Origin of the sequence: Catenulispora acidiphila DSM 44928 (assembly GCF_000024025.1) — a bacterium.
Classification (GTDB): domain Bacteria; phylum Actinomycetota; class Actinomycetes; order Streptomycetales; family Catenulisporaceae; genus Catenulispora; species Catenulispora acidiphila.
Window position 1 is genome coordinate 3,276,047 of record NC_013131.1, and the last position, 15,989, is coordinate 3,292,035.

The following is a 15,989-nucleotide window of genomic DNA, read 5'->3' on the forward strand; positions in this document are numbered from 1 at the left end:
TCGGGTTGGGGTTTTGCGGTCACTGGCGGTGGAAGTTCACGACTAATCGCCAGCCTCAGCGCGCCGCATGTCGGCGATCAGGGCGGCCAGCTGCCCGTCGAGGTCTTCGGCCCAGTCGCGGATCTGCTGGTCGTCGTATTCGGCCATCGGCGCCGGCGCGGGCGGGATATCGTCGCCGAGGTTCAGCCACACGCCGCCGCGTCCGTCGCCGTCGCTGCGGGGCGGGCAGTAGGGGCACGCGCGGTCTTCCTCGTTGAGGATGTAGTGGGACTTCGCGGCGATCCGCGCGAAGGCAATCGCCGGCAGCATCACGGCGGTGGTAACAGCCAGGCCGGTCATGTCGGGCCGTTTGAGCGCGATGAAGACCACGGTGAAGCCACTAAGGATCCAGGGGCGCAGGCCTTGGTGGCACCAGGAGAGCTGGATCAAGCGCCCGACGGGCCGGGTGTCGATCCAGGCGGCTGCGGATAGCTCGGCGGAGTACAGGTGCGCGTACAGGCGCTTCAGCATGTTCATGACTCACCGTCCCCATCGGGGTCACGCTGCGGCCCGAATGCGAAACCGGACTCGTCTTCGCCGTCGCGCCACACGGTGATCGGCAGCGCTCCGGGCGTGGCGTCCAGGACCTGCCGGATTGACCAGGTGTGCGTGATGCACTGACATTCGGCTGGCGCGGGGTTCTCTGGGTCCATCGTGCTGCCGGTCTCGGCCGGTCCGTCCCAATTGCCGTGCTCGAGCACAAGGGCGTAGGCGTGCTGCACGTCCTCGGTGCCCCAGTCGGCCATCTCGTTGAACTCGATGTCGCTGAGGTAGATCTCGCCGTACAGGCTGTCGAACAGCCCGAACGGATCCTCAGCGTCGTGTTCGGCGGTGATGGCGTGGACTGCGGCCATGAACTCGGCCGGGTCGTAGTGTCCGATCGCGATGAGCGGCACGGGGCTGTGGATGTTGTCGCCGGCGCTGATGGTGATGCCGTTGGCGGTGTAGCCGGTAGCAGCGATCAGGGCACGGGCGGTATCGCCGTCGACCGGAGTCGGGACGTGCCGGAGGTTCTGGGCGGCGCTGACGCGGGCCTGGCGCACGGCGGCGCGGCCGGCTTGTGCGGCTTCCATAGTGGGGTAGTTCTTCATCGGACACCTCCTGCTGGTCTTGGGTTCGTTCGTGTTCTCGTGGTCCAGATCGCGTGCGAACTGCCCGAGCTGCGGGATGTGCACGGTGTCGCGAAGGTCTGACAGGTCGTCGTTGCGACCCGGTCCGGCCTTGAGGACGACTGCCTCGTAGGCGCGGCCCGCGTTCGTGGCCGTGCTGCTGACGGGTCCGAGCTGGGTGGCGTTCACGAGAACACCTCCGCGGTGAGCTCAAACCAGGTGATCTTCCCGGTGCGGGTTTTCGTCCTGCCCCACCGCGTCGCCAGGTCACCCACGATGAGGAGTCCGCGGCCGTGTTCGTCGTCTGCCAGGTCCGGTACGGGGATCTGGAGATCCGGGTCGGAGACGGTGATCCGCAGGTGTCCGTGCCACCAGGCGGCGGTCACGATCATGTCGCCGAGGCCTGCGTTGTGCACCAGCGCGTTCGTCGTGATCTCCGAGACGACCAGCGTGGCGTTCTCGACGGTGTCGGCGGGCACGTCCCAGCCAGCGAGTGTCGCGTCCAGCCAGTGGCGGGTGTCGCGGACGGACTGTAAGACACGGGGCAGGGTGATTTCGTCGTACAGCGGCGAGTCGGCCACGGGGCGGTCCTGGGGGATGGCGGTCAGCAGCACGGGGCACCCCCGGTGGCGTGGTGGGTGTGGACGGTATCGGTGCGCGGCAGGAGCACGAAGCCGTGCTGTGCTGCCCATGCGCGGGCGTGGGCTTCGTCTTCGGACATGCCGGTTCTGTTGGCGTAGTGCACGGCCTGCCAGGTAACGCCGGCGCCGAATGCGCGGTACAGGAACGGGGGTCCGTCTGCGGCGGTGAACGGCCCGTCAAGGTTGTGGCCGATGGCGATGTCCGCGACGGCTTCGGCGCTGTCGAGGCTGATAACGATCGGCAGGTATTCCGGCACGGGCAGGGTCGAGTCCTGCTCGAGCCAATCGGCGAGGCTGCGCAGGGCTTTCGCGAAGGCAGTGGTCTGGGCGTGGCGTGCGGCGCTGCGCTCGGTCATCGCACCTCACCGCCGCCCGGGACGAGAGCACTCAGCGCCTCTGCCGGCGTCCACATGTAGTTGTCGTTCACGCCGAGGTTCAGCCAGTAGCCGAAGATCGGGCCGTGAAGTTCGGGGCTGCTGACGGTGCCGGTAAGTCCGGCGTGGTACGGCGCGTCCGGTGCGACTTGCACGCTGTCGCCGCGGTTGAACAGCGGGGTGCCGGTCGGCAGGAGTGTCAGCTGGTCGGCGTCGGCGAAGTGGGTGGTGCCGGCGGCGGTCTCAATGTAGTAGCCGTGTTCGACGCCGACTCCGGTGGGCTCGACGACGGTTCCGACGGCAGAGACACGAGCGAACAGGACCTTGTCGCCGGGGGAGAAGGCATTCATGACACACCACGGTCTTCGGTGATCGCCGCGATCCAGTTGTTGCGGTTGTCGTACATGGCGTCGGTGCGGGCCTGCAACTGCTCGGAGCGCATCTCCATGCCGTCGAACAAGCGGTCGGCGTTGACGGCGACGTCCAGCGCGAACTGCGCCATGGCCAGGTGCGCGGCGTGCAGCCGCATGTGCTTGTCCAACTGCCCTGCATCCCCGCGGGGCCCGGACTCGGACTCGGCCTTGGCCAGCGCCTTCTCGGCGGCTGCGTAATGCTGGGGCCCGTTCATCGGTCGCCTCCGGGGATCGGTGTGAGTTCACGGCATGCCTTGACGGTCGTGACCGTCGCAAGGTGGCGGTGGCCTGGCTGCGGGTCGGTGATGATGCGCGCGACCGGACCTTCGGGAGTGTTCGCGACGATGTCGACGCGGCCGGTCCGCACGTTGCCGTCGAACACCCAGCTGACCTTGTCGCCGGCGTTGAACGCGGGCCCGTACAGAAACCCGGCGAGTGCGGCGCGCAGGTCGGCGTAGGAGGTGTCGTCGTCGTCGACCCACGGGTATCCGTGGTTGATCAGGACGGAGTTGATCTCGTCGAGCAGCGCGGTGCTGAATCGCGGGTCGTCGTTGGGGAACCGCAGCGGGTAGGTCATCACGCACCGCCCTTCGGCCACAACCGCTCCGGGATCCGGCGGCAGGTCTCGGCGTGCACCTGCGCACTCCGGTTCGGGATAGCGTCATCGCTGGAGACGGCATCGAGGCTTCCGCAGGACTCGCAGGCGGCGCGGTACCACCGGCGCGTCATATCCGCCGCAGCGTCGCGCGTCACGATGACATGGGCGCCACCGACGGCGAGGAATCGGGCAGTAGCGGTTGCAGTCGAGACGGTGGCGTTCTTCTCGGATGCTGCGATCCGGGCCATGGCAACTGCGCGGTTCGCGAGTCGGTCCTCGCTGTGGCGGCTCATCACGCACCGCCCTTGGTCTCGTTCGCGGCCGTCCTGGCACCCTGCTGGGCTTCGCGGACCTGCTTTACGGTGCGGCCGGCGTAGGCGCCGCCGTTCGCGGGTCGGTTGCCGACGAGCGTCTGCATCAGGGCGTTGTAGCCGCGGGTGGTGGCATCGATCGTCGCGGGGCCGGTCATCGGGCACCTGCCGGCACGTACTGCACGATCTCTTCCATGGTGATACGGACGCCGGCGTCGAGCCCGCTTCGACGGCCGTTGAGCAGCGCCGCCTCTTCGAGGTACTGGCCGGTGCGCAGGGTTTTCCACGCCAGGCGGGCGGCGGCGCGAAGCCGGAGCGGGTACGACATCGGCGGGATGGCGGCGGACAGGCTGGTCGTCTGCATCACAGCCCCGCCTTCCCGAGCGCCCGCAGCAGTGCCAGCGCCAGGTTTTCGGCCTGCTGGCCGGCCAGGTCCAGCGGCACCGAGTTCAGCGTGAGCGCGATGGTCGGCTGCGTCTCGTCGGGGTCCTGCATCAGCTGCACCGACGCCGAGGTGAGGGTGACTCCGCTGGGGTAGCCGGCCGGGTAGGTGAGGTCGGTGCGGGTGCCGATGCACAGGTTCGTGTCGGCGTCGTGTTCGGTACACCACGGCGGGCAGGTGCGGGGTTCCGGAACAAGGGCGAGTTGCGGAATGCTGGAGTGCACGGCGGTCTCCGTTTTCCTAGGAGCGGTTGGCTGTCTAGGTCCGGGTCGGCGGTAGAGACGCTGGCTCGGGCCGTCTTTGCGTTCAGGCGGCGGATCGCGCTCGGCGATCGGCCAAGTAGCGGTCGCACTCGGTCTCGGGGACCAGGTACATGCCGCGCTCTCCGTCGCGCTCAGCGGCGATGAGCTTCTTTCGGATCATGATCCGGACCTTCGACTCGCTCGCCCCAATGCGGGTGGCAACCGCAGCCACTCGCAGGAACCTGACCTGACCTGTGGTCTCGCTCATGCTGCCTCCCTTGTTGGTGTTGCTCAGCGTGCTGTCATTGCTGAGATTAGCAGGTTTCGCGTACTCTGTTAAGCCTCAACCTCGGGGCAACAAAAAGCCCCCGGCGTCAAGCCGGGGGCCCAGTGGTGAAGGGAGGTTCAATCAGTGCGTGGACCTGCGATACAGCAGCTCGAACCGGTGACCGCCCTTCACCATGACGGTTGCTTCGATGGGCTTCCCGCCGCGCGACCACACGATGCGGAGCGTCTGGAGCACCGAAACGAACGGCGGCAGGTGCAGCAGTTCGAGCTCTTGTGTCGTGGGAACGCGGGTCGAGACTCGGTCCTCGTAGTCGACTGCGGGCAAGTGCATCCCATCAAGGATCTTCTGCACGCCGCCCTTGATCGACCCCGGCAGGGCAATGCGGGTACCTGCCGCAATCTCGATCGGGTAGTAGGACCAGTCGACCTCGACAGGTTCGTCCGTTTCTCGGACGCGCATAACTCTAAAGCGGCGAACGGCTTGGCCGTTGGGCCCCAGCCCAAGCAGCTTGGCAACATCTCCTGGAATCGTTTCGGCGTCGGCTTCTTCCATGCGCTCCTGCCGGGCGCGCTCGGGTACTGCAACCTGAAGGACGTCAACGGCGAGCGTGTCGTAGCGGTAGATGTCGAGCTGCGGGTCTGGATCGGCGAGAACGGGGGTTCTCGGTTCAGCAATCACCTCGGTGCCCTTACCTTTCTCCGAACGAATCAGGCCTTCACCCTTCAAGATCTCCAGCGCGTGCTGAACGGTGTTTACCGTCGTGTCGTACCACTCAGCCAGGATCTTGACTCCGGGGAGCATGTCCGGGTACTTGCCCGCAAGGATCACCGCCCGAATGTCCGCCGCGATCTGCTCGCGTCGCGGTCGGGGGTCGCTATAGCTGTCGTCCGTCACGGTTCAGCCGACCTCAATCCGGTACTGCAGAACCCTGCCAGCAGGCAGCATCAGCGAATCCGTAACCTCAACCGGGGTGTCATCACCGGTGTACGCAGTACGGAACAACCGGGCCACACGCTTATCGGGCGGGACCTGCAGCAACTGCGCCTCCTCGGCGTTCGGGGCGGACTCAAGTTCGACTTCTTCATCGGCGTAGGCCAGCGCCAACCCGAGCGCGGCGATAACCGCTGGCGCACCGCCCTTGATCTTCTTGGGGTCGGCAAGCGGTGTGCCGTGCGCAAGCAGCTCGGGATACCACGAGTTTGCGATCTCCACGGGCTTGTCCTCGATGAGCATCAGCCGGCGGCGGACCACCGCACGCTCGGCCGCGCCAAGCTGAAGCGCGTCGGCAATCCGCTGCGGCGGCTTCACCGTTTCGACCGCGAGAATCCGCGACGCGCCGCCCCGGTCGGCGGTAGCCGCAGACCAAGCATCAGGGCCGCTTCGTGCCGCCAGGTAGGCGGCGGAATCATCAGGGTTTTCGTGCATCAACCGCTCCCTTTGGCGCTCCGACCAGGACTCATCCAGAGTACGCGAACACCGGTAAACCTTACCGGTAAGGCGCTATGGTCGTATGCCCTGGTCAGGCGCGGTTGTGGGGCCGGGCGCTGCGAAAACGAGTCTCGGAAGCAGCCGAAACGAGATCGGAAACACGCCGTTTCGGGGATCGGAAACGCGTGTTTCCAGTACCAGAAACAAGCGTTGGCGTACCTAGCCCAGCCAGGTGATGCCGGTGACGTGAACCTCGGCAGCGTGTTCGAGAATCAGGAACGTCAGCATGCCGCCGTTGCCGAACGATGCAGTGCGGTGCGCATGGTGGTCATCAACGGGCTCGTCCGGCTGTCGCTGGAAGTTCCAGGGGTCAGCGCAGATCAGCGCGACCGTCTCCACGAGATCGTCAACCATGCCATAGGGCATGCAAACCAGCTGAGCCTTCGCGGTCTCGGTGAACTCCCAGGCATACACCGCGAGTCAGCGACGCGCCGCCAGAGACCTCAGCTTGTCCAAGGCGTCCCTGGATGCGCCCTTCGCCTCCAGGATGGCCAGTACATCGTCCGGGTTGGCCCGTTCGCTGTCCGGGATGCCGTTCACCCGCCAGCCCTCGACCTTCGCCAGGAACGCCTTGTGCTTGGCAGGGTCGCACCAGCTAATCGACTCGGCCCACCACCACGTCAGCATCTCGTTCAGCGGTTCAAGCGAGTTTGCCTCACGCGCCTCGGTGTAGGCGCAGTCAAGCGCGGCGTCGAATCGCTCGACCAGGCCCTGCTCGCCGGCGTTCACCAGCACGGCTCGGATCGCGGCCGGAGTACGTGCCGGCTTCGGCATCACTCTCGGGCTGTGAATCGGCTGGGCGCTCATGCCTGTCACCTTCCCGCGCATGCACTAGTCCACGCAACCCCTACGCCGGTTCGCCAGGGACTACCTGTTGACGCCGGCGTCACCATCGTGCTTGCGCACTCCCGAACGTTCCTTAACAAGGGCAGCCGATGACCACCGATGACCAGGCCTTCGACCTCGTCGCGGCCGAAGATTTACGCCTGTCCTACACGTCAGTCCGGGACTGGACAATGCTCCACCCCGAGCTGCGCGGCACGCCATTCCAGCTGTACGCCATCATGCGATCACTGGTGATCGACAAGGCCGGAGATCAGCCGTCGCGCCGCATCACCCTCGATCAGTTGTGCTGGCTGCTGCCGGGCGTCAACGGCAAGCCGACATCGCTGACCGTCGTGAAGGACGCGCTTCGAGCGCTGGACAGGCTGGGCTTGGTAACGAACCCCGACAGCGAACGCCTGGTCACGTCCACGGGCGACCGCGGCATCAAGTCTCGGCGCCGCTTCCAGATCAACGACCTGCCGCCCGACGGATTCCGAGGCTGGCGCAACGCCTGGGACAAGCTGGACAGCTACCGCGAGGAATGGCGCACCGTCGCACCTAAACCGCCGGCCCTCGGCTCCGCGCCGGTTCGAAACGAACTCGATGACGGCCAGGACCAGCGACCCAAAACGGACGTCGGCGGCATCGAACAGACTCTCGAGGGTCGGAATTCCGACCATCGAGCCAACCAGGCAGAACAGGACGAAACCCCAGGTCATCTCGATGGTCGGAATTCCGACCGTGCTGGACGGAATTCCGCCCACGGCGGACGGAATTCCGTCCGACAACTGGCATCTGACCAGCCCCAACGGGCCCCTAAGAAGTTTCTCAAAGAAGGTTCTCTCTCTACGGTCGCCTCAGCGGCGACCGATGCGGACCCCACCAGGCGAGAGAGAGAACCCGTCTGCGACGAAGAACCAGACCCCGCCGACCTGATCGTGAAGGCGTGGGCCGACGCCTGGACCAGAACCCGCAGCGGCCCATACCCCGTCAGGTCCCCGGACGCCGTTCGTCGCAATGCCCGGCGACTCCTGGCCGACGGCAGCAATGTCGACCTTCTGTGCATGGCCGCAGCCAACATGGCCGAGCGCGGCTGGATCGACCTCGACAAGCACCTGGAGCGCTGGATCCCACCGAAGACGCCGGGATCGCCCGCAGCCGACACATCCGGCCGTACCGCAGCCGACTGCCGCTGGTGCGACCCGTTCGGCTGGTACGAGCATGCCAACGGCGACGGCGCCCGCTGTAACCACCCCAACGACCCGCCGGCCGGACACCCGGCCGCCACCAACACCAGGAGCGCCGCATGACCGACCAGGAGACCGACGCGCCAGGGCATATCCGCACCCCGCCGTCCGACCTCGACGCCGAACAGTGCGTCCTCGGCGGCATGCTGCTGTCCGCCGATGCCATCGGCGACGTCCTTGACCTGCCGCTCGCCGGCAACGACTTTTACAAACCCGCCCACGAGACGATCTTCGCCGCGATCCTGGACCTGCACAGCCGCAGCGAACCCGCAGACGCCGTCACCGTCGGCGCACTACTTGCCAAATCCGGCGACCTTAACCACATCGGCGGCGGACCCTACCTGCACACCCTCATTAACTCGGTGCCGACCGCAGCCAACGCCGGCTACTACGCCGACATCGTCAAAGAACTCGCAGTCCTACGCCGCCTCGGCGAAGCCGGAACCCGCATTGTCCAAATGAGCTACGTCACCGACCGGTCCGACGCCGCCACCGTCGTCGACCTCGCCGCGGCCGAAATCCAGGCCGTCACCGGAGACACCCGGACCGACGGCGTCACCACAGTCGCCGACGAAGCCGAAACCTTCCTTGAAGGGCTGCTCGACAACACCAAACCCCGCAACTACCTGCCCACCCCCTACCGGGACTTCCGCGACGCCGTACCCATCGAAGGCGGCGACATGGTCGTCGTGGCCGGCGACACCGGCATGGGCAAGTCCGTCGTGATGGTTGACTTCGTCCGCCACGCCGCCATCGAATGCCGCAAGCGCACGCTGCTGGTATCGATCGAGATGAACGCCGACCAGCTCATGCAGCGCATGTTCGCCGCCGAAGCGAAAGTGCCCCTGCACCACCTGCGCGGCGACGTCAACATCGACGACTTCGAACAGAAACGGCTCGGCAAAGCAGCCGGCCGGATCCTCGACGCACCCATCGACATGATCGTTGACGGAACGGTCACGCTCGGCCGGATCCGCTCCACCCTGCGCCGCATGCAAGCCCGGCACATGCTGCCCGAGCTGGTCGTCATCGACTACCTGCAGATCCTCACCCCCGAACGCGAAACCGGAAACCGCACCATCGACGTCGGCGCGCTGTCCCGCGGAATCAAGCGCATCGCCATGGACTTCCGGATACCGGTTATCGTCGGCGCCCAGCTCAACCGGCAGCTCAACGGCCGCACCGACAAGCGCCCCGTCCTGTCCGACCTGCGCGAGTCGGGATCCATCGGGCAGGACGCGAACATCGTGGTGCTGCTGTACCGGGAGGACTACTACGAGCGCGAATCCCCGCGCGCCGGCGAACTCGAACTGATCGTCGCGAAGAACCGGCAGGGCCCGCTGTGCAACATCACCATCGGCTTTCAGGGGCATTATTCGCGGGCCCTGGACATGGCGCAGACGTGACCAGCGGGTCAGCGGTTCGTCCAGGCCCAGCGGAACCGATACGCGCCGGCAACCAGCCGCATGTCCGACACCTTAACCACCTGCCCGGATGCGTCGATGCCGCGCCGCACAATCCGCACCACCGCAGTCATGTCGTCGATGCCGAGCCTGTCCCGCTCATCGGCAGTCACGTTCTCACGCTCAACGAACTCAACGTCCTCGGAAAACGAAACCAGCTCGTGCCCGAGTTCAGCCAGCCGCGCCGGGACGCCACCGGGGCCGGTGTTCAAGCCTCCGATCGGCGTGCCCTCGGCGAGCTTCGCCGGCAGGTAGGAACGGGCCCAGCAGACGCGCTTGCCGTCCACCGCGTAGACGCGGTCACGGACGATCGCGTTCCTGCCGAGATCGGCGGCGTCTTCGTCTCCCGCGTCTTCTGCATAGGTGACGGCCAACTCGAGAACCTCAAACTGGCGGTCGCCGGCATCGGCGGACCATACGGACTTGCCTGCGGTGCGCGGCTCGGCGGACAGGCGGGCGTTGGCGTCACGGAAGATCGGCTCAAAGTCGGTCACGGCGCCGTCCTACCCTGCCCACACAACGTCAACGATTGTCACCGTCGCAGCGGTTTCGTTCACCACGTAAACAATCATTCCGTATGGTCCAACCGCCAACATCCGCGTAACGAACGCGCCCTCGGATTTCACCGACGAGCCAACACCGTGCGGATCGTTCGGCAACTCCAGCATCGCCAGCACAAACGCCTGGTGGATGTCCTTGGCCATGGCCGGGCTTCCCACCACAGCGGAGGCTTCCTCGGTGATGACCAGGCTGTAGCTCACCGGCTGCTATGCCCGACGTATGGGCGGCCGTGGCGCTGCTCGAACTGCTCGGCGAAGTCCGGAATCACGTCTTCGATCGGGACCGTCCGTGCCGTACCGGCCTTGACCTGCTCGACCCGGCCCCAGGTGCCGGCGCGGTTCATGACCGCGGTCAGCCACCACTTCTCGACTGTGGCCCGCAGGCTGCCGGCTTCGATGTCCTCAAGCTCGGCCATGAACTGGTTCCGCTGCTCGGCCGTGAGCGCCTGCTTTATGGCGCGGATCGTGCGCGGCAGGGAGATTCGGTGTGGTGTCGCATCCGACGGCTCGGCACTCATAAGGCCAACGTACCGGCGCGGTGCGGTCACCGCCATGATGACCTCGCACTTTGGTGGATGCACTTTCCTGTATGAACTGCTGGTCGGCGCATGTTTCAATGCGACGGCACGGGCAGCTGCCACGCGCTCCATTTCAGCCACAGTCCCCAATCGTGACCTGGGCTTTCTTCAGCCTCGGTGCTGGCGTGGCGTCGGGGTTGTAGCCCGGGTTGTCGCTGAGCCAAGCCGCTTGGGTGCAGTCGCCAGGCCCGTTCGGGCTCGAGGTTTTGAGCGTGTCGAACGTCAGCTTGCAGTGCTCCGGGTCAGTGCCGCCAAGCTCGATTGCCGAGTCCGGCAGGCCCGGTTCCCGCTGCCATTCGATGACGTCGCCGCGGTCCGGCAGGGGAGTGGCGCAGGTTTCAACCGGCACGGACGGCTCGCTGGTGGTGCTCACGGCCGGGGGTGTTGCGGTAGTGGCAACACCGGCTGGGTGCGCTGCCGGGGCGGCTGCGGGCTTGCTGGCGCTACTGGAGCATCCCGCCAGCATCAGGACGGCAGCAGCTGCAACGGCGGTGGCTGTACGACGCATCGTGTCCACCTAGCCGATCGTCCACTGCGCAACGTTGTCGCCGCCAAGACTGGTCAGCGCGTACTGCACCTGCGTGATCTTCTGCCCGTCGGGGACTTGGAAATCGACGAACCCCAACGCGGTATCGCCCGCCGTGAGATTCACACTCGACGGCATGTCCGCGCCGGCCGTTGTCGTCGCGAAAGCGATGCTCATCGTCTCCCCGGCGGCGTTCTTCACCGTCACGTCCGCCTGCGGGTCGTCGGAGTACACGCCGCTGCCCTGGTTGACGACGCGAACCTGAAGGGCAACGAAGTGTTTGCCTGCGTCGGGGACGGTGAACTCGTCGGAGCCCTTCGCCGGGTCGACGATCTTCACGAGGGTCACGGCGAGTTTGGCGTTCCGGCCGCTGATCTTGACGGTGTCGCCGAGTCCTGCCTTCTTCGGCGCGGCCGAGGTGCTGCTGGTTGCGGCGGCATGGGCTGCGGTTGTCGCAGCCTCGGCGGGCGCTACGGGCGTGGTGTTGACCTTGGCGCTGGTACAGCCGCCGAGGGCGGCGAGCGTGAGTACAGCGGTGATGGTTGGTATGCGGCGCATGTGAATCCCCCCAGGGATAGGCAACAGACCTCGTCACGCTACGGGCTGGCGGGGGTGGCGCTACGGGGTGTGGCCGGATCGTTGCTGATCGAATCAGGGGTCGCACTTACCTGCTACGCGGAAACGGCCGCGACCCGAAGGTCACGGCCGTTCAACACCCGATTCGATTCCGAGCCAAGCCTACTCGGGGCCGATCAATCCCAACAGGCAGCGCGCATCAGTCATCGGCCCAGTCGAAGCCGCGAAGCGGTTCCCCAGGCGCATCAAGCTCATCCAGCCGCGCCCGGACAACGGCAGCCATGTCCTCGCTCATTGCCCAGCCGGCCAACGGCGACTCCTCAGGTGGCTCGCTGTCGTCAACGTCGTGGTAGTCGTCGAAACCGTTCATATTGCCCCCTGAAATCCGGCTGCCTGGCAATGGCCAAACGCGTTCGCAGCGTAACCCGAAACCGGCTTGATCGGCCCGGTTTGACCAAGATTCAGCATGATCGGGTCAAGCCACGGCAAAGAGATCCACAAGTCGCGTCGTCGCAGTGCTGGATCATGCCTTCGCCGCAGGTCAGAGGTGTCGTTTTGGGACGTGCGGGACCCCTGGACGCGGTAAGATTTATCAGCACAGAAACGCCAAAACCGGGCCCGAAGGCCCGGCCCTGGACGACGAGTGTGCAGCCCGTCGTAAAGCTCTCCGTCGCACCCACGCAAGGAGACCGCATGAAGCGTGTCTTAAGTATATACAACACCACGAACTGTGTGGTGGTGTTCGCGTGAACATCGAGGTCCACCGTCTCCGAGTCGGCGCGTCTGGATTCGAACGCGCGCCAAACGGGGCGACCTTCAACAAGGAACTGTCGATCGCTGCCATCGGGCTGCTGGTGCGACTACTGGCCGACGGCTGCAACCACTCGTCCATCGATGCAATCGCCGAGTTCTACAGTCCAGGCAGCGCGGACGGGAAGCAGCGGCGGGGGATGGGGCGCGATGCCTACCGGGCTGCCGCCAAGGAGTTGGAAGCGGAAGGCCACCTTGCGCGAGAGCGGATCGTGGTGAACGGGCTTCCAGGCTGGCGGATTCAAGTTTTCGCGCAGCCGAATGTGCCTAATGCCCGTTCCGTCCCAACGACGGCTAAGCCACTTCCGGCCTCACCTGCGGGAACGACGCATTCTCCCAGCTCGTCTCCGGTGACGGCTGAACCACTTTCGGTTTCACCTGCGGAAACAGGGCAAACGCCCAGTTCGCGCCCAACGACGGCTAAGCCGTCGTCATTCCTTACAGACTTTTCTACAGACGAACAGACCCCTTTCCCCCACCTTCCCAGTGACGCTCCAGATTGGATGCCGCCAGCTGGCGCGGAGGGGGAGGAGGTCCAGGAGGAGGGGGAGGGTTCGGAAATCGAAGACGAGGTTCAAAAGCGCGCTGCCGTCTTCGTTGAGCAGCTCCCCTTCGACCGGCACCCAGGACGCCGACGACGGCAGGGACTCCAGGCGGTCGTTTCCCAAAATCTGGCCTCCGGCTGGTCCGAGGACGACCTCATGGAGGTCTGTGTTGCCGGTCTGGCGACCGCCAACGATCGGATAGCGGTCTGGATGTCCAGGCTCGATCCGGAGGAGCTTGGTCCTGCTCCAAAAGCGGAGCAGGACGATTCTGAAGCGAATTTGAAGCCGGGGTGGGTTCCGAAGCCGCGCCGCAACTCTGATGGCCACCAGACGTGGCAGGACCCCGATTCGCATAGCTACCACGCCCCAAAGGGCCAGCACCAAGGCTGGGAGAACCCCACCGACCCCGATGCCTACGAAGGCACGTTCTGATTAGGAGGAATCATGTCCGACGACCTCATCCTCTTCGAGGCGAAGCCGATGCCGAAGCGACGGACCGCCCACATTGACGCCCTACCGGAGCCGCTGGTCGACACCTTCGAAGAGTTCTGGCGCGCCTACCCCCGGAAGGTCGGCAAGGCGCACGCGCGGAAGATCTACGCGAAGGCGGTCGCCAACGGCGCCGATCCGACGAAGATCCTGGCCGCCGCGCAGGAGTTCCGCAGCTACTGCGAGGACACCGGCCGCGAACAGAAGTTCATCCGGCATGCCGCTCGCTGGCTGAATGAGGCGTCGTGGGGGAAGGGGCTGCCGTTTGCCGATGCGCCGCTTCGGGTGAAGCCCGTGCAACCTCCGACCCCTGATGAACTTGCGCTTCTGGAGCCTGTGACGCCCCGACCACAGCGCTCCAGCAGCCGGGTACCGGTGCCCCGCGATACGCAACAGCGCGCCGACATCCTTGCCCGCGCCTACTGCGTCCTTCAGCCGCTGAGCTATCACCACCGCGTCATGCGGATCGTGGAGGGCGCGATTGCTGCCGGCCGCTGGCACGACAAGGAGATCCGCTGGGCGCTGCTGCAACTGGCGAAAGCGGATCGCAAGGTGACTGCCGAGACGTTGCGTACCGAGCTGCTTTACCGGCTGAGCGAGCGTCGGCAGGAGCGTGAATCCGGCACGTTGAGTCCGGACGCGGTGGTGTATCTCATCAAGGCCGACGAGTCGCCACTGGTGAAGATAGGCACCTCCGAGACGGCGCCGGAGCGGTTGTACGCGCTTCAATTGTCCTGCCCGGTGGAGTTGCGGATCTTGCACACCGTTCCCGGTACCTACGAGCTGGAGAAGGCGCTGCACCACGAGTTCCGGAGCCGGCGGCGGCACGGGGAGTGGTTCGACTTCTCTGACGTCGACCCGGTCGAAGCAGTAACACGTCGACTGCCGCACGTTCTGAAGCGGTTGGAAGAAGCGCGCACCGCCGCCAACACCCTGACCAAGGAGCCTTCATGACCACCACCCCTCTCCCCGACGGCTACTACGCCGTCCCGGATCCCGACGACCCGACCACCACGACCTGCTGGCGCGTGAAGGACGACTCCGGCGGCGCCCTGGCCGCCTCGCCGTCGGGCGCGCACTACGGCCCGGCGCTGTACAAGCGGGACCTTCCGAAGGGCCTGCGCGGACGGGAGCGCGGCGAGTGGATTACCGCCTGGTACCAGACTGTGCGGCACCCGTGGGACCGGAAGGTCCGTGAGGCGATCGCTGCGGACCCGGAGGCTGCCGGGCTGCGGTTTGCGGAGTACACGCACCACTGTTGCCGCTGCAACCAGCCGCTGACGGTGCCGGCGTCACAAGCCGCTGGCTTGGGCCCGGACTGTGTCGAAATCGTGCGGGCGAAGGCTGCGCGCGGTGCGGTCCTGGCCGACTCGGCGACGGCGCGGCAGCGGGCGATTGTGGACCGTGCGACGCGTACCGATCTAGTGCCGGCACCGAACGGTGGTGCCTGATGCGCGATCTCGAAGCGAAGATCCTCGCCTCCCTTGCCGAGGAGGACGAGCCGCTGTCGTGGGTCGGGCTGGTCAACAGCATCTGCCCGTGGCCGGCGGGTGAGATCCCCGACGCATTTGATGAACTGCTCGCGGCTGGCCTCATCGAGGTTGTAGGTGCCGGAGTGTCTGGAGGCTACGTGATTACCGACGCCGGGCGTGCAGCGCTCGCCACCACCACCGAGGAGAGATCATGACGATTGCCCACAGGAAGTGGGGCAACCCCAACGGCCCGGCCGAGATGAACTGCCCGTGGTGCACCCGCGGCCACTTTCCGCCCACGGAAGCCGACGATGCCGACTGCACCTGCGTCCAGTGGTGCGGCAGCCCGGACTGCACCGCCGAGACGCCAGACCCGGACACTGCCGCGCTAATCGGCGCGTTCGAGGCAGTGAGCGCTGAGCGGGACGACGCTCGCGCTGTCGCGCTGATGCTGAAGAAGATCCTCGCCTCGATGCCCACCTTCCTCGACGAGATCGTGGGCGAAGAGGTCTGGGACGAGCTGCCGGACTGGTTCACCGACGAGGACAACGGGCGCAGCTTCTGGGGTGGTGGCGATGCCTGAGCCGACCATCACCCCCGTTTCGGACGAAAGGCAAGGCCTGATGACCGACAGCGCAACAACCTGCCCCGAGTGCGGCACCCCGGCCCCCGACTGGAATGCCGAGGAGCGCGAGTGCGACACCTGCGTGGCGATCGCCGATCTCGCCAATGCCCGCGACCAGCTTGCTGAGGCCATCGAGTACGAGGAATGGGGTGCGGCCCGCAACGAGCTGGAGTGGCTCGGTCAGGTCATCGGCAGGCTCCACAAGGCGCTGGACGTGATCAGCGATTCTGATGCGCACAACCGGATCGTGGACCTGCTGAACCAGGCCAGCGTGCAGTACAACGCGGCTGCGGATCAGTCGAACGCGGCGGGAGGGTGGCGGTGACA

30 protein-coding genes are annotated in these 15,989 nt (G+C 66.0%); 8 read left to right on the forward strand and 22 right to left on the reverse strand.

What is annotated here, in order from left to right; all coding sequences use genetic code 11:
* Nucleotides 1-42: 42 nt before the first annotated feature.
* From CACI_RS14325 to CACI_RS14395, 16 genes are all read right to left on the reverse strand, one after another.
* On the reverse strand, nt 43-516 hold the full coding sequence (locus CACI_RS14325) for a hypothetical protein (protein WP_012787080.1): 474 nt from the start codon (nt 514-516) through the stop codon (nt 43-45).
* Nucleotides 513-1,337, reverse strand: coding sequence for a hypothetical protein (locus CACI_RS14330; protein WP_012787081.1), 825 nt, complete (start codon nt 1,335-1,337; stop codon nt 513-515). Before CACI_RS14330 ends, CACI_RS14325 begins: the two co-directional genes overlap by 4 nt.
* Nucleotides 1,334-1,762 (reverse strand): ATP-binding protein, encoded by a 429-nt coding sequence (locus CACI_RS14335; protein ID WP_012787082.1) that lies wholly within the window; start codon nt 1,760-1,762, stop codon nt 1,334-1,336. The genes CACI_RS14330 and CACI_RS14335 overlap by 4 nt, the downstream gene beginning before the upstream one ends.
* Nucleotides 1,753-2,145, reverse strand: a complete 393-nt coding sequence (locus tag CACI_RS14340; RefSeq protein WP_012787083.1) for a hypothetical protein — start codon at nt 2,143-2,145, stop codon at nt 1,753-1,755. The genes CACI_RS14335 and CACI_RS14340 overlap by 10 nt, the downstream gene beginning before the upstream one ends.
* Nucleotides 2,142-2,513, reverse strand: a complete 372-nt coding sequence (locus CACI_RS14345) for a hypothetical protein (protein ID WP_012787084.1) — start codon at nt 2,511-2,513, stop codon at nt 2,142-2,144. Before CACI_RS14345 ends, CACI_RS14340 begins: the two co-directional genes overlap by 4 nt.
* On the reverse strand, nt 2,510-2,791 hold the full coding sequence (locus tag CACI_RS14350; RefSeq protein ID WP_012787085.1) for a hypothetical protein: 282 nt from the start codon (nt 2,789-2,791) through the stop codon (nt 2,510-2,512). Before CACI_RS14350 ends, CACI_RS14345 begins: the two co-directional genes overlap by 4 nt.
* Nucleotides 2,788-3,153, reverse strand: a complete 366-nt coding sequence (locus CACI_RS14355) for a hypothetical protein (protein ID WP_012787086.1) — start codon at nt 3,151-3,153, stop codon at nt 2,788-2,790. Before CACI_RS14355 ends, CACI_RS14350 begins: the two co-directional genes overlap by 4 nt.
* The gene (locus CACI_RS14360) at nt 3,153-3,467 is read right to left on the reverse strand and encodes a hypothetical protein (RefSeq protein WP_012787087.1); all 315 of its coding nucleotides are present in this window, start codon (nt 3,465-3,467) and stop codon (nt 3,153-3,155) included. Before CACI_RS14360 ends, CACI_RS14355 begins: the two co-directional genes overlap by 1 nt.
* Entirely contained in the window at nt 3,467-3,643 is a 177-nt protein-coding gene (locus CACI_RS51150; protein WP_012787088.1) for a hypothetical protein, read from the reverse strand. Before CACI_RS51150 ends, CACI_RS14360 begins: the two co-directional genes overlap by 1 nt.
* Nucleotides 3,640-3,849: a hypothetical protein gene (locus tag CACI_RS14365; protein ID WP_012787089.1), complete on the reverse strand. Its 210-nt coding sequence runs from the start codon at nt 3,847-3,849 to the stop codon at nt 3,640-3,642. The genes CACI_RS51150 and CACI_RS14365 overlap by 4 nt, the downstream gene beginning before the upstream one ends.
* Nucleotides 3,849-4,151 carry a DUF6907 domain-containing protein gene (locus CACI_RS14370; protein WP_012787090.1) on the reverse strand — a complete coding sequence of 101 codons (303 nt, stop codon included), beginning with the start codon at nt 4,149-4,151 and terminating at the stop codon, nt 3,849-3,851. Before CACI_RS14370 ends, CACI_RS14365 begins: the two co-directional genes overlap by 1 nt.
* Nucleotides 4,152-4,233: 82 nt before the next feature.
* On the reverse strand, nt 4,234-4,437 hold the full coding sequence (locus CACI_RS14375; RefSeq protein WP_012787091.1) for a hypothetical protein: 204 nt from the start codon (nt 4,435-4,437) through the stop codon (nt 4,234-4,236).
* Nucleotides 4,438-4,578: 141 nt separating this feature from the next.
* Complete coding sequence (locus CACI_RS14380; RefSeq protein WP_012787092.1) at nt 4,579-5,352, reverse strand: GntR family transcriptional regulator; 774 nt, start codon at nt 5,350-5,352, stop codon at nt 4,579-4,581.
* A gap of 3 nt (nt 5,353-5,355) precedes the next feature.
* Complete coding sequence (locus tag CACI_RS14385; RefSeq protein ID WP_012787093.1) at nt 5,356-5,883, reverse strand: UTRA domain-containing protein; 528 nt, start codon at nt 5,881-5,883, stop codon at nt 5,356-5,358.
* A gap of 222 nt (nt 5,884-6,105) precedes the next feature.
* Nucleotides 6,106-6,360 carry a hypothetical protein gene (locus CACI_RS14390; protein ID WP_012787094.1) on the reverse strand — a complete coding sequence of 85 codons (255 nt, stop codon included), beginning with the start codon at nt 6,358-6,360 and terminating at the stop codon, nt 6,106-6,108.
* A gap of 6 nt (nt 6,361-6,366) precedes the next feature.
* Nucleotides 6,367-6,753, reverse strand: a complete 387-nt coding sequence (locus tag CACI_RS14395) for a DUF6247 family protein (RefSeq protein ID WP_143765238.1) — start codon at nt 6,751-6,753, stop codon at nt 6,367-6,369.
* A gap of 128 nt (nt 6,754-6,881) precedes the next feature.
* Between CACI_RS14395 and CACI_RS47855 the strand changes: the two genes are divergently transcribed.
* Together CACI_RS47855 and CACI_RS14405 are read left to right on the forward strand one after the other, a co-directional pair.
* Nucleotides 6,882-8,081, forward strand: a complete 1,200-nt coding sequence (locus CACI_RS47855) for a hypothetical protein (RefSeq protein WP_012787096.1) — start codon at nt 6,882-6,884, stop codon at nt 8,079-8,081.
* A complete protein-coding gene (locus tag CACI_RS14405) occupies nt 8,078-9,424 on the forward strand; it encodes a replicative DNA helicase (RefSeq protein WP_012787097.1) in 1,347 nt (448 codons plus the stop codon). Before CACI_RS47855 ends, CACI_RS14405 begins: the two co-directional genes overlap by 4 nt.
* Before the next feature lie 8 nt (nt 9,425-9,432).
* Here CACI_RS14405 and CACI_RS14410 read toward each other — a convergent pair whose 3' ends face one another.
* From CACI_RS14410 to CACI_RS51155, 6 genes are all read right to left on the reverse strand, one after another.
* Complete coding sequence (locus CACI_RS14410) at nt 9,433-9,975, reverse strand: UTRA domain-containing protein (protein ID WP_012787098.1); 543 nt, start codon at nt 9,973-9,975, stop codon at nt 9,433-9,435.
* A 9-nt stretch (nt 9,976-9,984) separates the two neighbouring features.
* On the reverse strand, nt 9,985-10,242 hold the full coding sequence (locus tag CACI_RS14415) for a hypothetical protein (protein ID WP_012787099.1): 258 nt from the start codon (nt 10,240-10,242) through the stop codon (nt 9,985-9,987).
* The gene (locus CACI_RS14420; protein WP_143765239.1) at nt 10,239-10,700 is read right to left on the reverse strand and encodes a hypothetical protein; all 462 of its coding nucleotides are present in this window, start codon (nt 10,698-10,700) and stop codon (nt 10,239-10,241) included. Before CACI_RS14420 ends, CACI_RS14415 begins: the two co-directional genes overlap by 4 nt.
* On the reverse strand, nt 10,693-10,992 hold the full coding sequence (locus tag CACI_RS14425; protein WP_143765240.1) for a hypothetical protein: 300 nt from the start codon (nt 10,990-10,992) through the stop codon (nt 10,693-10,695). The genes CACI_RS14420 and CACI_RS14425 overlap by 8 nt, the downstream gene beginning before the upstream one ends.
* Before the next feature lie 144 nt (nt 10,993-11,136).
* Nucleotides 11,137-11,703, reverse strand: coding sequence for a DUF4352 domain-containing protein (locus tag CACI_RS14430; protein ID WP_012787102.1), 567 nt, complete (start codon nt 11,701-11,703; stop codon nt 11,137-11,139).
* A 217-nt stretch (nt 11,704-11,920) separates the two neighbouring features.
* Nucleotides 11,921-12,091 carry a hypothetical protein gene (locus tag CACI_RS51155; RefSeq protein ID WP_012787103.1) on the reverse strand — a complete coding sequence of 57 codons (171 nt, stop codon included), beginning with the start codon at nt 12,089-12,091 and terminating at the stop codon, nt 11,921-11,923.
* 376 nt (nt 12,092-12,467) lie between these two features.
* On the opposite strand from CACI_RS51155, the gene CACI_RS49790 reads away from it, so the two are divergent.
* From CACI_RS49790 to CACI_RS14460, 6 genes are read left to right on the forward strand one after another with little or no spacing between them, the layout of a single operon-like run.
* Nucleotides 12,468-13,508 (forward strand): hypothetical protein, encoded by a 1,041-nt coding sequence (locus CACI_RS49790; protein WP_143765241.1) that lies wholly within the window; start codon nt 12,468-12,470, stop codon nt 13,506-13,508.
* Between the two features lie 12 nt (nt 13,509-13,520).
* Nucleotides 13,521-14,519 (forward strand): GIY-YIG nuclease family protein, encoded by a 999-nt coding sequence (locus CACI_RS14440; RefSeq protein ID WP_012787106.1) that lies wholly within the window; start codon nt 13,521-13,523, stop codon nt 14,517-14,519.
* Nucleotides 14,516-15,016: a DUF6011 domain-containing protein gene (locus tag CACI_RS14445; RefSeq protein ID WP_012787107.1), complete on the forward strand. Its 501-nt coding sequence runs from the start codon at nt 14,516-14,518 to the stop codon at nt 15,014-15,016. The genes CACI_RS14440 and CACI_RS14445 overlap by 4 nt, the downstream gene beginning before the upstream one ends.
* Entirely contained in the window at nt 15,016-15,252 is a 237-nt protein-coding gene (locus CACI_RS14450) for a helix-turn-helix domain-containing protein (protein WP_012787108.1), read from the forward strand. The genes CACI_RS14445 and CACI_RS14450 overlap by 1 nt, the downstream gene beginning before the upstream one ends.
* Nucleotides 15,249-15,620 carry a hypothetical protein gene (locus CACI_RS14455; RefSeq protein ID WP_012787109.1) on the forward strand — a complete coding sequence of 124 codons (372 nt, stop codon included), beginning with the start codon at nt 15,249-15,251 and terminating at the stop codon, nt 15,618-15,620. Before CACI_RS14450 ends, CACI_RS14455 begins: the two co-directional genes overlap by 4 nt.
* The gene (locus CACI_RS14460; protein ID WP_012787110.1) at nt 15,613-15,987 is read left to right on the forward strand and encodes a hypothetical protein; all 375 of its coding nucleotides are present in this window, start codon (nt 15,613-15,615) and stop codon (nt 15,985-15,987) included. Before CACI_RS14455 ends, CACI_RS14460 begins: the two co-directional genes overlap by 8 nt.
* The last annotated feature ends 2 nt before the right edge of the window (nt 15,988-15,989 follow it).

What these genes read in the sequence shown, in the direction of transcription:
- CACI_RS14325 (WP_012787080.1), bottom strand. Translation starts at nt 516, where the DNA reads ATGAACATGCTGAAGCGCCTGTACGCGCACCTGTACTCCGCCGAGCTA.
- CACI_RS14340 (WP_012787083.1), bottom strand. Translation starts at nt 2,145, where the DNA reads ATGACCGAGCGCAGCGCCGCACGCCACGCCCAGACCACTGCCTTCGCG.
- CACI_RS14345 (WP_012787084.1), bottom strand. Translation starts at nt 2,513, where the DNA reads ATGAATGCCTTCTCCCCCGGCGACAAGGTCCTGTTCGCTCGTGTCTCT.
- CACI_RS14350 (WP_012787085.1), bottom strand. Translation starts at nt 2,791, where the DNA reads ATGAACGGGCCCCAGCATTACGCAGCCGCCGAGAAGGCGCTGGCCAAG.
- CACI_RS14355 (WP_012787086.1), bottom strand. Translation starts at nt 3,153, where the DNA reads ATGACCTACCCGCTGCGGTTCCCCAACGACGACCCGCGATTCAGCACC.
- CACI_RS14360 (WP_012787087.1), bottom strand. Translation starts at nt 3,467, where the DNA reads ATGAGCCGCCACAGCGAGGACCGACTCGCGAACCGCGCAGTTGCCATG.
- CACI_RS51150 (WP_012787088.1), bottom strand. Translation starts at nt 3,643, where the DNA reads ATGACCGGCCCCGCGACGATCGATGCCACCACCCGCGGCTACAACGCC.
- CACI_RS14365 (WP_012787089.1), bottom strand. Translation starts at nt 3,849, where the DNA reads ATGCAGACGACCAGCCTGTCCGCCGCCATCCCGCCGATGTCGTACCCG.
- CACI_RS14375 (WP_012787091.1), bottom strand. Translation starts at nt 4,437, where the DNA reads ATGAGCGAGACCACAGGTCAGGTCAGGTTCCTGCGAGTGGCTGCGGTT.
- CACI_RS14385 (WP_012787093.1), bottom strand. Translation starts at nt 5,883, where the DNA reads ATGCACGAAAACCCTGATGATTCCGCCGCCTACCTGGCGGCACGAAGC.
- CACI_RS14395 (WP_143765238.1), bottom strand. Translation starts at nt 6,753, where the DNA reads ATGAGCGCCCAGCCGATTCACAGCCCGAGAGTGATGCCGAAGCCGGCA.
- CACI_RS47855 (WP_012787096.1), top strand. Translation starts at nt 6,882, where the DNA reads ATGACCACCGATGACCAGGCCTTCGACCTCGTCGCGGCCGAAGATTTA.
- CACI_RS14405 (WP_012787097.1), top strand. Translation starts at nt 8,078, where the DNA reads ATGACCGACCAGGAGACCGACGCGCCAGGGCATATCCGCACCCCGCCG.
- CACI_RS14430 (WP_012787102.1), bottom strand. Translation starts at nt 11,703, where the DNA reads ATGCGCCGCATACCAACCATCACCGCTGTACTCACGCTCGCCGCCCTC.
- CACI_RS51155 (WP_012787103.1), bottom strand. Translation starts at nt 12,091, where the DNA reads ATGAACGGTTTCGACGACTACCACGACGTTGACGACAGCGAGCCACCT.
- CACI_RS14440 (WP_012787106.1), top strand. Translation starts at nt 13,521, where the DNA reads ATGTCCGACGACCTCATCCTCTTCGAGGCGAAGCCGATGCCGAAGCGA.
- CACI_RS14445 (WP_012787107.1), top strand. Translation starts at nt 14,516, where the DNA reads ATGACCACCACCCCTCTCCCCGACGGCTACTACGCCGTCCCGGATCCC.
- CACI_RS14450 (WP_012787108.1), top strand. Translation starts at nt 15,016, where the DNA reads ATGCGCGATCTCGAAGCGAAGATCCTCGCCTCCCTTGCCGAGGAGGAC.
- CACI_RS14455 (WP_012787109.1), top strand. Translation starts at nt 15,249, where the DNA reads ATGACGATTGCCCACAGGAAGTGGGGCAACCCCAACGGCCCGGCCGAG.
- CACI_RS14460 (WP_012787110.1), top strand. Translation starts at nt 15,613, where the DNA reads ATGCCTGAGCCGACCATCACCCCCGTTTCGGACGAAAGGCAAGGCCTG.